This is a genomic window from Arthrobacter saudimassiliensis, assembly GCF_059090665.1.
In genome coordinates this window covers 457,702-473,510 of the sequence record NZ_JBNHFX010000001.1, presented here as the reverse complement: position 1 = coordinate 473,510, position 15,809 = coordinate 457,702, and the positions used below count along the sequence as shown (strand labels likewise).

General features: G+C 68.6%; 10 protein-coding genes. All 10 read left to right on the top strand.

The window, feature by feature from the left end; genetic code table 11:
* Positions 1-436 precede the first annotated feature (436 nt).
* The 10 genes from rpoB to AC5RV6_RS02075 all read left to right on the top strand — a co-directional run bounded on the left by rpoB (position 437) and on the right by AC5RV6_RS02075 (position 15,808).
* Entirely contained in the window at positions 437-3,937 is a 3,501-nt protein-coding gene (gene rpoB, locus AC5RV6_RS02120; protein ID WP_494005629.1) for a DNA-directed RNA polymerase subunit beta, read from the top strand.
* Positions 3,938-4,138: 201 nt separating this feature from the next.
* Positions 4,139-8,029: a DNA-directed RNA polymerase subunit beta' gene (locus tag AC5RV6_RS02115; protein WP_494005628.1), complete on the top strand. Its 3,891-nt coding sequence runs from the start codon at positions 4,139-4,141 to the stop codon at positions 8,027-8,029.
* Between the two features lie 165 nt (positions 8,030-8,194).
* On the top strand, positions 8,195-9,001 hold the full coding sequence (locus AC5RV6_RS02110; RefSeq protein WP_494005627.1) for an IclR family transcriptional regulator: 807 nt from the start codon (positions 8,195-8,197) through the stop codon (positions 8,999-9,001).
* A gap of 99 nt (positions 9,002-9,100) precedes the next feature.
* Positions 9,101-10,297, top strand: a complete 1,197-nt coding sequence (locus AC5RV6_RS02105) for a 4-hydroxybenzoate 3-monooxygenase (protein ID WP_494005626.1) — start codon at positions 9,101-9,103, stop codon at positions 10,295-10,297.
* A gap of 176 nt (positions 10,298-10,473) precedes the next feature.
* Positions 10,474-11,292: a protocatechuate 3,4-dioxygenase subunit beta gene (gene pcaH, locus AC5RV6_RS02100; protein WP_494006606.1), complete on the top strand. Its 819-nt coding sequence runs from the start codon at positions 10,474-10,476 to the stop codon at positions 11,290-11,292.
* Positions 11,292-11,855 carry a protocatechuate 3,4-dioxygenase subunit alpha gene (pcaG, locus tag AC5RV6_RS02095; protein ID WP_494005625.1) on the top strand — a complete coding sequence of 188 codons (564 nt, stop codon included), beginning with the start codon at positions 11,292-11,294 and terminating at the stop codon, positions 11,853-11,855. The genes pcaH and pcaG overlap by 1 nt, the downstream gene beginning before the upstream one ends.
* Before the next feature lie 2 nt (positions 11,856-11,857).
* Positions 11,858-13,279 (top strand): lyase family protein, encoded by a 1,422-nt coding sequence (locus AC5RV6_RS02090; RefSeq protein WP_494005624.1) that lies wholly within the window; start codon positions 11,858-11,860, stop codon positions 13,277-13,279.
* Positions 13,276-14,091 (top strand): alpha/beta fold hydrolase, encoded by an 816-nt coding sequence (locus tag AC5RV6_RS02085; RefSeq protein WP_494005623.1) that lies wholly within the window; start codon positions 13,276-13,278, stop codon positions 14,089-14,091. The genes AC5RV6_RS02090 and AC5RV6_RS02085 overlap by 4 nt, the downstream gene beginning before the upstream one ends.
* Before the next feature lie 50 nt (positions 14,092-14,141).
* Positions 14,142-14,534 (top strand): 4-carboxymuconolactone decarboxylase, encoded by a 393-nt coding sequence (gene pcaC / locus AC5RV6_RS02080; RefSeq protein ID WP_494006605.1) that lies wholly within the window; start codon positions 14,142-14,144, stop codon positions 14,532-14,534.
* Positions 14,535-14,602: 68 nt separating this feature from the next.
* Positions 14,603-15,808 carry a thiolase family protein gene (locus AC5RV6_RS02075; protein WP_494005622.1) on the top strand — a complete coding sequence of 402 codons (1,206 nt, stop codon included), beginning with the start codon at positions 14,603-14,605 and terminating at the stop codon, positions 15,806-15,808.
* Position 15,809 lies beyond the last annotated feature (1 nt).

Here is a 15,809-nt window from a genome sequence, read left to right as displayed (position 1 = left end):
AACACCGGAAATGAGGCGCCCGCGCGGAATCTGGGGTACTCTGTCTGTTGTCCGGTGCGTCAGCGGTGCGTCCGGCAGGTCGGTGCAAGCCGGCAGTTCGAAGCGAACATCCCGCAGCTCCCCGGCAGCGCGCCGCGGCAGTACTGTCCTTCCCGGTCACCGTCCGGGACCGGCTCCTTGCAGAGGGAAGCCCGGAGACAGGAACCCGGCGCAGCGACGAGGTTGAGCGCACCGGGATCGCGGGACCGGGTAGACTTCTGTGCCCGAAAAGCCTATAGTAGGTATTTGCTTCCCTCTGTTAACCTTCAGCCTTCATATAGCGGTGGGCTTTGTTCCGCCGGTCCGTTGCCGGCCGGCGCCATGCGTGCGGACTCTGTCCGCAGCGGGCAGGGGGAGAAGCGCGAAACACGCCTGAAGGTCTGTGGAAGGATCCCTCTTGGTCGCCTCGAGCACCTCTAATATTTCAACCGCTAGCAATGCCGGGAACATCGGCTCCCGGATTTCATTCGCCAAGATTCATGAACCGCTGGACGTTCCCAATCTTCTGGCCCTGCAGACGGACAGCTTCGACTGGCTCGTCGGCAACGAGCGCTGGAAGGCGCGGGTTGCCAAGGCCCAGGAAACCGGTGAGCAGGGTGTCGCCACCACCTCCGGACTCGCTGACATCTTCGAGGAAATCTCCCCGATCGAAGACTTCCAGGGCACCATGTCCCTGAGCTTCTCGGAGCCGGAGTTCGCCGATCCGAAGTACACGATGGCCGAGTGCAAGGACCGCGACGCGACCTATTCCGCCCCGCTGTACGTCAAGGCCGAGTTCATGAACAACAACACGGGCGAGATCAAGCAGCAGACCGTGTTCATGGGCGACTTCCCGCTGATGACCGACAAGGGCACCTTCGTCATCAACGGCACCGAGCGCGTCGTCGTGTCGCAGCTGGTGCGTTCCCCGGGCGCCTACTTCGAGCGCGCCGCGGACAAGACCAGCGACAAGGACATCTACACCGCGAAGATCATTCCTTCCCGCGGTGCCTGGTTCGAGCTGGAGATCGACAAGCGCGACCAGGTCGGCGTCCGCCTCGACCGCAAGCGCAAGCAGTCCGTCACCGTGCTGCTCAAGGCACTGGGCTGGACCGAGGGCCAGATCCTGGAGACCTTCGGCGAGTACGACTCCATCCGCGCCACGCTGGAGAAGGACACCACCGAAACCCGCGAGGATGCCCTGCTGGACATCTACCGCAAGCTGCGCCCGGGAGAGCCGCCGACGGTCGAGGCCGCGCAGGCGCTGCTGGAGAACCTCTACTTCAACCCGAAGCGCTACGACCTGGCCAAGGTCGGCCGGTACAAGATCAACCGCAAGCTCGGCGTCGACAAGCCGATCGACGCTCCCGAGTCCTCGGTGCTCGACACCGACGACATCGTCGCGATGATCAAGTTCCTGGTCGCGCTGCACGCCGGTGAGAAGACCATCCCGGGCAAGCGTGACGGCGAGGACGTCGAAATCCGCGTCGAGGTCGACGACATCGACCACTTCGGCAACCGCCGCATCCGCGCCGTGGGCGAGCTGATCGAGAACCAGATCCGCACCGGCCTGAGCCGCATGGAGCGCGTGGTCCGCGAACGCATGACCACCCAGGACGTCGAGGCCATCACGCCGCAGACCCTGATCAACATCCGCCCGGTCGTGGCCGCGATCAAGGAGTTCTTCGGAACCTCCCAGCTCTCGCAGTTCATGGACCAGAACAACCCGCTGGCCGGGCTGACGCACAAGCGCCGCCTGTCCGCGCTGGGCCCGGGCGGCCTGTCCCGTGACCGCGCCGGCATGGAGGTCCGTGACGTCCACCCGTCGCACTACGGCCGCATGTGCCCCATCGAAACCCCTGAAGGCCCGAACATCGGCCTGATCGGTTCGCTGGCCTCCTACGGCCGGATCAACGCGTTCGGCTTCATCGAGACCCCGTACCGCAAGGTCGTCGACGGCGTCGTCACCGATCAGGTGGACTACCTGACCGCCGACGACGAGGTGGAGCGCACCATCGCCCAGGCGAACGCCCCGCTGCGCGCCGACAACCACTTCGAAGAGGACCTGGTCCTCGTCCGTGCCCGCGGCGGATCCGGCGAGCCTGTGCTCGTCGAGCCCAACGAGGTCGAGTACATGGACGTCTCCCCGCGCCAGATGGTGTCGGTGGCGACCGCCCTGATCCCGTTCCTCGAGCATGACGACGCCAACCGCGCCCTCATGGGTGCGAACATGCAGCGCCAGGCCGTGCCGCTGCTCCGTTCCGAGCGTCCCGTGGTGGGCACCGGCATGGAGAAGTACGCCGCGGTCGACGCCGGTGACTCCGTCGTGGCCGCCAAGCCCGGCGTCGTCACCGAGGTCTCCGCCGACCTGGTGACCGTGCTGAACGACGACGGCACCGAGACCAGCTACCCGATCATGAAGTTCGCGCGCTCCAACCAGGGCAACGCGTACAACCAGCGGGTGCTCGTCTCCGAGGGCCAGCGCGTCGAGGTGAACAGCATCATCGCCGACGGTCCCTCCACCGACCAGGGCGAACTGGCGCTGGGCAAGAACCTGCTCGTCGCGTTCATGTCCTGGGAAGGCCACAACTACGAGGATGCGATCATCCTCTCCCAGCGCATGGTCTCCGACGACGTCCTCACCTCGATCCACATCGAGGAGCACGAGGTCGACGCCCGCGACACCAAGCTGGGCGCCGAGGAAATCACCCGCGACATCCCCAACGTGTCCGAGGAGGTGCTCTCGCAGCTCGACGAGCGCGGCATCATCCACATCGGCGCCGAGGTTGAAGCCGGCGACATCCTGGTCGGCCGCGTCACCCCGAAGGGCGAAACGGAACTGACCCCGGAGGAGCGCCTGCTGCGCGCGATCTTCGGCGAGAAGTCCCGCGAAGTCCGCGACACCTCCCTGAAGGTTCCCCACGGCGAGTCCGGAACCGTCATCGGCGTGCGCATCTTCGACCGTGACAACGACGACGAGCTGCCCCCGGGCGTGAACCAGCTGGTGCGCGTCTACGTCGCCCACAAGCGCAAGATCACTGACGGCGACAAGCTGGCCGGCCGCCACGGCAACAAGGGCGTCATCTCGAAGATCCTCCCGATCGAGGACATGCCCTTCCTGGAAGACGGCACCCCCGTCGACGTCGTCCTGAACCCGCTGGGTGTTCCGGGCCGCATGAACGTCGGCCAGGTCCTGGAGATCCACCTGGGCTGGGCCGCCAAGCAGGGCTGGAAGATCGAGGGCGACCCCGAGTGGGCCCGCGCGCTGACCAACCTGCCGCGCGAAACCGGTCCGACCACCGTCGCTACCCCGGTCTTCGACGGCGCCAGCGAGCACGAGATCACGGGCCTGCTGGATTCGACCAACGTGACCCGCGACGGGGACCGCCTGATCGACGCCTCCGGCAAGGCACGCCTGTTCGACGGCCGCTCCGGCCAGCCGTTCCCGGAGCCGGTCTCCGTGGGCTACATGTACATCCTGAAGCTCCACCACCTGGTGGACGACAAGATCCATGCCCGCTCCACCGGCCCGTACTCGATGATCACTCAGCAGCCGCTGGGCGGTAAGGCGCAGTTCGGCGGCCAGCGCTTCGGTGAAATGGAAGTCTGGGCCCTGGAGGCGTACGGCGCCGCCTACACCCTGCAGGAACTGCTCACCATCAAGTCCGATGACATCCACGGCCGCGTCAAGGTCTACGAGGCCATCGTCAAGGGCGAGAACATCCCGGAGCCGGGCGTTCCGGAATCGTTCAAGGTGCTCATCAAGGAAATGCAGTCGCTGTGCCTGAACGTCGAGGTCCTCTCGACCGAAGGCAACACGATTGAAATGCGTGACTCGGATGAAGAAGTCTTCCGGGCCGCGGAGGAACTGGGCATCGATCTGTCCCGCGCAGAGCCCAGCTCCGTCGAAGAGGTTTAGCAGGAACGGCAGGCCCGGGCCGAACGCCCGGGCCTGCCACCGGCCCCGGAGGGGCTTGGAGGAAGGCGGCTTTAATATTTCCCGCGAGCTCTGCGAGCGCGGAAATTTCGTTGCCGCCGTTCCAAGCCCCGCAGGGGCCGCCCGAACCCTCTTCCGCACCCGAGACATTCAGATTTAGAGAACAAGAGAGAACAGGGACCCATGTCCAACGATTCCACGTTCGGCCTCATGCGCATCGGCCTGGCCACTGCGGACGAAATCCGCAACTGGTCTTACGGCGAGGTGAAGAAGCCCGAGACCATCAACTACCGCACCCTGAAGCCGGAGAAGGACGGTCTTTTCTGCGAAAAAATCTTCGGCCCCTCCCGCGACTGGGAATGCTACTGCGGCAAGTACAAGCGTGTCCGCTTCAAGGGCATCATCTGTGAGCGCTGCGGCGTCGAGGTCACCCGCGCCAAGGTCCGCCGCGAGCGGATGGGCCACATCGAGCTCGCTGCTCCCGTCACGCACATCTGGTACTTCAAGGGCGTGCCGTCGCGCCTGGGCTACCTGCTGGACCTGGCCCCGAAGGACCTGGAGAAGGTCATCTACTTCGCGGCCTACATGATCACCGGCGTCGACGAGGAGAACCGCCACGCCGAGCTGCCGAACCTGCAGGCCGAGCACGACCTGGAGCGCAAGCAGCTGGTTGACCAGCGCGACGCCGACATCGCCGCGATCGCCCGCGACCTTGAGGACGAGCTTGCCCGCCTCGAGGGCGAAGGCGCCAAGGCAGCCGACAAGAAGAAGGCCCGCGACTCCGCTGACCGCCAGATGGCCAAGGTCCGCCGCGACGCCGACGCCAACATCGAGCGCCTCGAGCAGGTCTGGGACCGCTTCAAGAACCTCAAGGTCGGCGACCTCGAGGGCGATGAGGGCCTGTACCGCGAACTGCGGGACCGCTACGGCCTGTACTTCGACGGTGCCATGGGCGCCGAGGCCATCAAGAAGCGCCTGGAGGACTTCGACCTGCAGGCCGAGGCCGACTCGCTGCGCGAGATCATCCAGAACGGCAAGGGCCAGCGCAAGACCCGCGCGCTGAAGCGCCTGAAGGTCGTCAACGCGTTCCTGACCACCACCAACAGCCCGCTGGGCATGGTGCTCGACGCCGTTCCGGTGATCCCGCCGGAACTGCGCCCGATGGTCCAGCTCGACGGCGGCCGCTTCGCGACCTCCGACCTGAACGACCTGTACCGCCGCGTCATCAACCGCAACAACCGCCTGAAGCGCCTGCTGGATCTCGGTGCCCCCGAGATCATCGTGAACAACGAAAAGCGCATGCTGCAGGAAGCCGTTGACTCGCTGTTCGACAACGGCCGCCGCGGCCGTCCGGTCACCGGGCCGGGCAACCGTCCGCTGAAGTCGCTGTCCGACATGCTCAAGGGCAAGCAGGGCCGCTTCCGCCAGAACCTGCTGGGCAAGCGCGTCGACTACTCGGGCCGTTCGGTCATCGTCGTCGGCCCGCAGCTGAAGCTGCACCAGTGCGGCCTGCCGAAGCAGATGGCGCTGGAGCTGTTCAAGCCGTTCGTGATGAAGCGCCTGGTTGACCTCAACCACGCCCAGAACATCAAGAGCGCCAAGCGCATGGTCGAGCGTTTCCGCCCGCAGGTCTGGGACGTGCTGGAAGAGATCATCACCGAACACCCGGTGCTGCTCAACCGTGCACCCACCCTGCACCGCCTGGGCATCCAGGCGTTCGAGCCGCAGCTGGTCGAAGGCAAGGCCCTTCAGCTGCACCCGCTCGTCTGCGGCGCGTTCAACGCCGACTTCGACGGTGACCAGATGGCTGTGCACCTGCCGCTGAGCCCCGAGGCCCAGGCCGAGGCCCGCATCCTGATGCTGTCCTCGAACAACATCCTGAAGCCCTCGGACGGCCGTCCGGTGACCCTGCCCTCGCAGGATATGATCATCGGCCTGCACCACCTCACCACCAAGCGCGAGGGTGCAGCCGGCGAAGGCCGCGTCTTCACCTCCCCGGCCGAGGCCATGATGGCCTTCGACCTGGGCGAGCTGGACCTGAACGCCGTCGTGAAGATGCGGATCGAAGGCTTCGTGCCCAGCGCGGACCAGCCCGCTCCGGAGGGCTGGACCGAGGGTGAGCCGGCGCTGATCGAGACCTCCCTCGGGCAGGTCATCTTCAACCAGACCCTGCCCGTGGACTACCCGTGGGTGGAGAAGGTTGCCGACAAGGGCCAGCTCTCCGCGATCGTCAACGACCTGGCCGAGCGCTACCCGAAGGTCGTCACCGCGGCAACGCTGGACAACCTGAAGGACGCCGGCTTCTACTGGGCCACCCGCTCCGGCGTGACCGTGGCCATCTCCGATATCGCCGCCCCGATCGACAAGCCCGCCATCATGGCCGGCTACGAGACGCAGGCCGCGAAGGTGGAGAGCCAGTACGGCAAGGGCCTGATCGCTGAAGACGAGCGCCGCCAGGAGCTCATCGACATCTGGAACAAGGCGACCAACGAGGTTGCCGCGGCCATGCGCGCCAACATGCCCACGGGCAACAACATCAACCGCATGGTCTCCTCCGGTGCACGAGGCAACTGGCTGCAGGTCCGGCAGATCGCCGGTATCCGCGGCCTGGTGGCCAACCCGAAGGGCGAGATCATCCCGCGTCCGATCAAGTCCTCCTACCGTGAGGGCCTGTCGGTCCTGGAGTACTTCATCGCCACCCACGGTGCCCGTAAGGGCCTGGCCGATACCGCTCTGCGTACCGCCAACTCGGGTTACCTGACCCGTCGTCTGGTGGACGTCTCGCAGGACGTCATCGTCCGTGAAGAGGACTGCGGCACCGAGCGCGGCCTGAACGTCACCATCGCGGTGCCGGACGCCAACGGCGAGCTGCAGCTGCACGAAGAGGTCGAGAACTCGGCCTACGCCCGGACGCTGGCGGCCGACGTCGTCGACGCCTCGGGCACCGTGCTGGCCAAGGCGGGCGACGATGTCGGAGATGTGCTGATCGGCAAGCTGTTCGAGGCCGGCATCACCGACATCAAGATCCGCTCCGTGCTGACCTGCGAGTCCGCCGTCGGAACCTGCGCCCTGTGCTACGGCCGTTCGCTGGCCACCGGCAAGACGGTGGACATCGGCGAGGCCGTGGGCATCATCGCCGCGCAGTCCATCGGCGAGCCCGGTACCCAGCTGACCATGCGTACCTTCCACACCGGCGGCATCGCCTCCGCGGAAGACATCACCCAGGGTCTGCCCCGTATCCAGGAGCTCTTCGAAGCCCGTACCCCGAAGGGTGTGGCTCCGATTTCGGAGGTCGCCGGACGGGTCACCATCGAGGAGACCGATCGCCAGCTGCGCGTCATCATCACTCCCGATGACGGCTCCGAGGAGATCGCCTACCCGGTCCTGCGCCGTGCCCGCCTCCTGGTCGCCGACGGAGACCACGTCGAGGTCGGCCAGCAGCTGGTCACCGGTGCGGTGGATCCGAAGCAGATCCTGCGCATCCTCGGCCCGCGCAAGGCCCAGGAGTTCCTGGTGGACGAGGTGCAGCGCGTGTACCGCAGCCAGGGCGTCGGCATCCACGACAAGCACGTGGAGGTCATTGTCCGGCAGATGCTGCGCCGCGTGACCGTGATCGAGTCCGGTGACTCCGAGCTGCTTCCGGGCGAGCTCGCCGAGCGCCGCCGGTTCGAGAGCGAGAACCGCCGCGTGGTGTCCGAGGGTCTGCGGCCGGCTTCCGGCCGTCCCGAGCTCATGGGCATCACCAAGGCCTCGCTGGCGACCGAGTCCTGGCTCTCCGCGGCCTCCTTCCAGGAGACCACCCGGGTCCTCACCCAGGCAGCGATGGAAGGCAAGTCCGACCCGCTGCTGGGCCTGAAGGAGAACGTGATCATCGGCAAGCTGATCCCGGCCGGCACCGGCCTGCCGCGGTACACCGAGGTCACGGTCGAACCGACCGAGGAAGCGAAGGCCAGCCTGTTCACCGGCCCGAGCGCCTTCAGCGACTTCGACTACGCCGGAGTCGACGGCGGCCTCAGCCCCGAGTTCCACGCCATCCCGCTGGATGACTACGACATGGGCAGCGAGTTCCGCTAAGGAAGCCCGCGGCTGACGGAAGGACCCCTCCTTTTCGAAGGAGGGGTCCTTCCCTGTTTAAGCCGTCGTCGACCGGGTCTGAACGAAAAGCACATGAGCGCCGTCGCCCGGCACGGCGCCGCACAGCCGGCGTGACCGGGATCAGGCCTGTGCCAAAGTAAAGGCATGGCCAATTCACCGTCCGGGGAGTCGATGACCACCCGGATCGTCCGGATCATCAGCGCCTTCGACGCAGGCCATCCCGCCCTGCCGGTGGCCGCGCTGGCCCGCCGCGCGGGCCTGCCGCTGTCCACGGCGCATCGGCTGGTGCGGGAGCTGACCGGCCACCAGCTGCTGCAGCGCGACGCGGACGGGCAGGTGCGCCTGGGCCTGCGGCTCTGGGAACTGGCCAACCGCAGCTCCGCAGCCGCGGACCTGAAGCAGGTGGCCCAGCCCTTCATGGAGGACATCCAGGCGGTGGTGCGCCAGCACACCCAGCTGTCCGTGCTGCAGGACGGCGAGGTGCTGTTCATCGAGCGGCTCTCCAGCCGCGGGTCGGTGCTCAACCAGGCGAAGGTGGCCGGGCGGCTGCCGGTGCACATTTCATCCTCGGGCATGGTCCTGATGGCCCATTCGCCCCGCCACGTCCAGGAGGCCTATCTGCAGCGCAGCGCGGAGCAGCCCGATCCGTTCCCCGCCGCCGAGGACCTGCGGCGGCAGTGGGGAGAGATCCGGCGCAGCGGCTTTGCAGCCCTGCCCGGGACGGTGATCGCCGAGACCACGGGAATCGCGGTTCCGGTCTTTGGGCGCCAGGGCAGCGCGGCGGCGGCGCTTGGGGTGGTGGTGCCGACCGGGCGCGAGAACATCGCCGCCACGGTTCCGGCACTCATGACCGCCGCGCGGGGCATTTCGCGGGCCCTGGGGGTGCATGCGGGCACGGCCGGGCCCCACCATGCCGGCCAGGTCGCCTTCCCGCCTCAGCCATCGTCATGAGGCCTGCGTCATCTCATTGAATGAGAATCGCCTGTGTGTGCGGCTGTGCAGCCCATCACACTGGAGGCAGACCTTTCCCCTCTTTAAAGGAGTTCACGCATGGGCGAGAAGCGCACCGTCCTCAGGACCAAAGTCGGTATCGTGGGCGGCGGACCCGCCGGCCTGATGCTCTCCCACCTGCTCGGCCGGGCCGGCATCGAGAGCATCGTCGTGGAAAAGCGCGACCATGAGACCATCCGCACCACCCACCGCGCCGGCATCCTCGAGCACGGCTCGGTCCGCATGCTCACCGAGGGCGGCGTCAGCGACCGCGTGCTCCGGGACGGGTACCGGCACGACGGCATCGATCTGCGCTTCGGCGGTGAAAGCCACCGGGTGGACTTCCAGGAGCTGGTGGGCGAGTCGGTCTGGCTGTACCCGCAGAACGAGGTCTTCGTCGACCTTGCCGCGGCCCGGGAGCGCGACGGCGGCGACGTGCGGTACGCCGTCACCGGTACCGAAGTGCTGGACCAGGCCACGGACCGTCCCAAGATCCGCTTCACCGACGCCGACGGCGCGGACTACGAGGTCCACTGCGACATCCTCGTCGGCGCCGACGGGTCGCAGGGCATCTGCCGCCGCTCGATTCCCGCCGATGTGCGCAACGACCACTTCATCGAATACCCGTTCGCCTGGTTCGGCATCCTGACCGAAGCTCCGCCGAGCGCCCCCGAGCTGATCTACGCCAACTCCGAGCACGGCTTCGCGCTGATCAGCCAGCGCAGCGACACGGTGCAGCGGATGTACTTCCAGTCCGATCCGAACGAGAACCCGGACGACTGGAGCGAGGATCGGATCTGGGATGAGCTGCAGCGCCGGGTCGACGGACCGGACGGCTTCGAACTCAAGCGCGGCCCGATCTTCGACAAGACCGTGCTCAGGTTCCGCAGCTACGTCTGTGAGCCGATGCGCTACGGCAACATGTTCCTGGCCGGCGACGCCGGGCACACCGTGCCGCCGACCGGCGCCAAGGGCCTGAACCTCGCCCTGGCCGACGTGTCCGTGCTCTTCCAGGCGATCGAGTCCTTCTACGCCTCCGGCTCCCGGGACCTTCTGGAGGGCTACAGCGACAAGGCCCTGCAGCGTGTGTGGCGCGCCCAGAACTTCTCCTACTGGATGACCTCCATGCTCCACACGCGCCCCGACGCCTCCGCCTTCGAGCGCCGCCGTGCGCTCGGCGAGCTGAGCGGCGTCGTCGCCTCCCGGCACGGACAGGCCTACCTCGCGGAGGCCTACACCGGCTGGCCGCACGCCTGACCGGAGCGGCAGCAGCCTTGTAACCTTTGATGTTCGCTTAGTGAACATCTGTACTCAAAGTGAACGCGGGTGTACTGTTAGGGAACCCGCCTGGAACCCGGCAGGACGCGACGAAGCGTCCGAAGAGGAAAGGAAGCACCACCATGGAGAACGACCCCATGGACGTCAGCGGCGAGATGGCCGATGACCTGTTCCGGAACAGCCACGTCGTGGAGGGACCGGACTCGGCCCAGGCCTCCCAGGACGAGATTTCCGCGGAGATCGGCCAGCTGCACTCGGCCTACCGCAAGGGCGTGGAGGACGGCGCGGCGGAGGAGACCCAGCCGCGGCTGGACTTCCGGCCCTACCGCAGCTCCATCCTGCGCCACCCCACCAAGGACCCGCACCACACCGACCCCGAGACCATCGAGCTGTGGTCTCCGGCCTTCGGACACCAGGACGTGCATCCGCTGGAAGCGGACCTCACCATCCAGCACAACGGCGAACCGCTGGGTGAGCGCATCATCGTGCGCGGGCGGGTGCTCGACGGCGACGGCCGCCCGGTCAGCGGCCAGCTGATCGAGGTCTGGCAGGCCAACTCCGCCGGCCGCTACATCCACAAGCGCGACCAGCACCCGGCTCCGATCGATCCGAACTTCACCGGCGTGGGCCGCGCCATCACCGGCGCGGACGGCTCCTACGAGTTCACCACGATCAAGCCCGGGCCCTACCCGTGGAAGAACCACTACAACGCCTGGCGTCCGGCGCACATCCACTTCTCGCTGTTCGGCACCGACTTCACCCAGCGGATGATCACCCAGATGTACTTCCCGGGCGATCCGCTCTTCGCCCTGGACCCGATCTACCAGTCGATCACCGATCAGAAGGCGCGCGACCGCCTCGTGGCCACGTACGACCACAACATCACCTCGCATGAGTGGGCCACCGGCTACAACTGGGACATCGTGCTCACCGGCAGCAACCGCACCTGGATGGAAGAAGAGGACGCAGAGTAATGAGCGAAAAACTCGTCGCCACCCCGGGCCAGACGATCGGCCCCTTCTACGGATACGCGCTGCCCTTCGACAAGGGCGGTGAGCTGCTCGCTCCGGGCCTGCCCGGCGCCATCCGGCTCCAGGGCACCGTCCGCGACGGCGCCGGCGACGTCGTCCCCGACGCCCTGCTGGAAATCTGGCAGCCGGACGCCGAGGGCAACATCCCGCAGCGCACCGGTTCGCTGGTCCGTGACGGCTACACCTTCACCGGCTGGGGCCGGGTTCCGGTGGACAACACCGGAAACTACACCTTCACCACGGTGAACCCGGGCCCGGTCCGCGAGGGCGCCGCCCCGTTCATTTCGCTGCTCGTCTTTGCCCGCGGCCTGCTCAACAAGCTGCACACGCGCATCTACCTGCCCGAGGACGAGGCGGCCCTGGCCGCCGACCCGCTGCTGTCCTCGCTGCCCGAGGAACGCCGCCGCACCCTGATCGCCACCCGTGAAGCCGACGGCGGCCTGCGGTTCGACATCTTCCTCCAGGGGGAGAACGAGACCGTCTTCCTGGCCTACCCGGGAGCCTGAGCATGGCGCCCGCCGAGAGCGCAGACCACGGATTGCTGTCCCCGGCCTGGGCCGGAACCGAGGCAGCCGCCCTGACGTCCGACGTCCGGGTCCTGCAGGCGATGCTCGACGTCGAGCGCACCTGGCTGCAGGTCCTGGCCTCGGCGGGCCTGATCGACTCCGGAATACCGGAGCAGGCCGCCGACGCCTTCCGGGCCGAAAGCTACGATGTCGCCGACATCGCGGCCCGCGCCCAGGGCGGCGGCAATCCGGTGATCCCGATGCTGGCGGACCTGCGGGCCCTGCTGCGGCGCGGGTCCCCGGCAGCCGCGGCGGCCGTGCACCGGGCCGCCACCAGCCAGGACATCCTCGACACCGCACTGATGGTGATGTCGGCGCAGGCCCTGGACGCGCTGCAGTCCGACGTCGCCCGGGCCGCCGACGCCCTCGCCGCGCTGGCGCGGGAACACGCCGCCACGCTCAGCGTCGCCCGCACCCTGACGCAGCACTCGCTGCCCTCCACGTTCGGCCTCAAGGCCGCGCAGTGGCTGCACGGGCTCGGCCAGGCCGCCGAGGCCCTGGCCGCCGCACGCGCTGAGCTGCCCCTGCAGTGGGGCGGTGCCTCCGGCACCATGGCGGCCCTGCGCAGCACGGTCGACGCCGCCGCGGGGAACGGCCGGCCGGTCCCCGGGCCGCTCGAGCTGGCCGATGACCTGGCGTCCCGGCTGGGCCTCGCCGCCCCCGCCGCCCCCTGGCAGACCAACCGGCTGCCCGTCACCCGCCTGGGCGGGGCCCTGCAGGAGCTGCTGGCAGCGGCCGGCCGCATCGCCAACGACGTCCTGCTGCTCAGCCGACCCGAGGTGGGGGAGGTGTCGGAGCCGCGCGCCGCCGGACGCGGCGGCAGCTCCGCCATGCCGCAGAAGCAGAACCCGGTGCTGTCCGTGCTGATCCGCAGCGCCGCTCTGGCTGGCCCCGGATACGGCGCCCAGCTGCAGCTGGCAGCCGCCGCAGCCGACGACGAACGCCCGTCCGGATCCTGGCACGTGGAGTGGCAGGCGCTGCGCTCCCTCCTGCGCCTGGCCGGGGGAGCAGCCGCCAAGCTGGCCGAACTGGCCGAGGGGCTCGAAGTGGACCGCGCCCGGATCGCCTCCAACCTGGCCGCGGCCGGCCCGCTGGTCGTCAGCGAGAAACTGATGCTCACCGTCGCGCCGCTGCTCGACGACGGCACCCCCGGCCGCGGCAAGGCCCTCATCCAGGACGCCGTGAACCGCTCCCTGGCCGGCGAGGGCGCCTTCGCGCAGCTGCTGCGTAAGGCCGTGCCCGCCGACGTGCTCTCCGACGACGAGCTCGAAGGCGTGCTGGATCCGGCCAACTACACAGGCGAAGCGCATGCCCTCATCGAGCGCATCGTCGCCGCCTACCCCGGAAGGAAGGACCACGCATGAGCGTGCCGCAGATCAAGGCCACCCGCCTCGCCGACGGCGGCCCGGCCGCCCCCGTCGTCATCGCCGGACCGTCGCTGGGCACCTCCGCCGCGGCCCTCTGGTCCCGGGCCGCCGCCGGCATGGCCGGCTTCACCGTCATCGGCTGGGACCTGCCCGGCCACGGCGCCTCTCCGGCTGCCGATGAGGGCTTCACCATGGCCGAGCTGGCCGAGGCCGTCGCCGGCTTCGTCCGCGCCGCCCGCGGGGCCGGCGACATCGCCGCCGACGTTCCCCTCCACTACGCCGGCGTGTCGATCGGCGGGGCAGTCGGCCTGCAGCTGGGTGTGGACCACCCCGACCTGTTCGACTCCCTGGCCATCATCTGCTCCGGTGCGAAAATCGGCGAAGCGGATGCCTGGCGGGAGCGCGCCGCCACCGTCGGCGGCCAGGGCACCCCGGCGGTGCTGGTCGGTTCGGCGCAGCGCTGGTTCGCCCCCGGATTCATTGAACGGGAGCCCGAGGCCTCCGCCCGCCTCCTGCACAGCCTGCAGGACGCCGACCGCTTCTCCTACGCCTTCTGCTGCGAAGCGCTGGCGGACTTCGACGTCCGCGGCCGGCTGCCGCAGATCACCGTCCCCGTGCTGGCCCTGGCCGGCGCCGAGGACCAGGCCACACCGCCGCCGTCGTCCACGTTCATTGCCGGGAACGTGGCCGCCGGCCGCGCCGTCGTCGTTGCCGACGCCGCGCACCTGGTGCCGGCCGAGAAGCCCGCCGAAGCCGCCCGGCTGCTTTCCGACTTCTTCAACGCCACCGAAGGGATCCCAACACCGTGACCGAGAACCCCGAAGCAGCCAAGACCCAGCAGCAGGTCTACGACGAGGGGATGACCGTGCGCCGCGAGGTGCTCGGCGACGCGCACGTGGACCGCGCCAACGCCGGCAAGGACGGCTTCACCGAGGACTTCCAGGACATGATCACCCGGTACGCCTGGGGCACCATCTGGACCCGCCCCGGACTGCCGCGCACCATGCGCAGCGCGATCACCCTGACCGCCCTCATCGCCCACGGGCACCTTGAGGAACTGGCCATGCACGTCCGCGCGGCGCTGCGCAACGGGCTGACCCGGGACGAGATCAAGGAAGTCCTGCTGCAGTCGGCCATCTACTGCTCGGTGCCCTCGGCCAACTCCGCCTTCAAGGTCGCCCAGCGGGTTTTCGCCGAGATCGACGCCGACGCCGCCGCCGCTGCCGAATCCGACGGCCGCGCCGCCGGCTGATCCTTCCCGGTCTCCGACCCCCGACATTCCGTGCGCCGGCAGGCGCAGCACATTCTGTAAGGAGCAAGGTGAACCAGGCCTACATCTACGACGCGGTACGCACCCCCTTCGGCCGCTTCGGCGGCGCCCTCGCCTCCGTGCGTCCCGACGACCTCGCCGCCCAGGTGGTGCGCGCCAGCGTCGACCGGGCCCCGGGGCTCGATCCCGTACGCGTTGACGAAGTGGTCTTCGGCAACGCCAACGGCGCCGGCGAGGAGAACCGCAACGTGGCCCGCATGGCGACGCTGCTGGCCGGGCTGCCCGTCTCGGTGCCCGGCACCACCGTCAACCGCCTGTGCGGATCCTCCCTCGACGCGGCAATCATCGCCTCGCGGCAGATCAACACCGGCGAAGCGGACCTGATGCTGGTCGGCGGCGTCGAATCCATGAGCCGCGCCCCCTGGGTGCTGCCCAAGACCGAAAAGCCCTACCCGGCGGGCGACCAGACCCTGGCCTCCACCACGCTGGGCTGGCGCCTGGTCAATCCGAAGATGCCCGCCGAGTGGACCGTCTCCCTCGGTGAAGCCACCGAACAGCTGCGCGAGAGGCACGGCATCACGCGTGAACGGCAGGACGAGTTCGCCGCCCGCTCCCATGAACTGGCCGCCAAGGCATGGGACGAAGGCCGGTACGCGGACCTGACGATCACCGTCGACGGCATTGCCCTGGACCGGGACGAGAGCATCCGGCCCGGCTCCACCGTGGAAAAGCTGGCCACGCTGAAGACGGTCTTCCGCCCCGTTTCGGACCAGCCCTCCGGCGGCACCGTCACGGCCGGCAACGCCTCGCCGCTGAACGACGGAGCCTCCGCCGCCTGGCTGGGCAGCGAAGCCGCCGAGGAGATCCTCGGCCTGGCGCCGCTGGCGCGGATCGCCGGACGCGGCGCGGCCGCCAACGAACCGCAGTTCTTCGGCTACGCGCCGGTGGAAGCCGCCAACCTCGCCCTCAAGCGGGCCGGCATCGGCTGGGGCGACGTCGGCGCCGTCGAGCTGAACGAGGCCTTCGCTGCCCAGTCGCTGGCCTGCCTGGACGCCTGGGACATCGACCCGGAGATCGTCAACGCCTGGGGCGGCGCCGTGGCCATCGGCCATCCTCTGGGCGCATCGGGCACCCGTATCCTCGGCACGCTCGCCCGCCGCCTGCAGACCACCGGCGAACGCTGGGGCGTGGCCGCCATCTGCATCGGCGTCGGCCAGGGCCTGGCCGTCGTCCTCGAAAACACCCGGACCCGGTAGG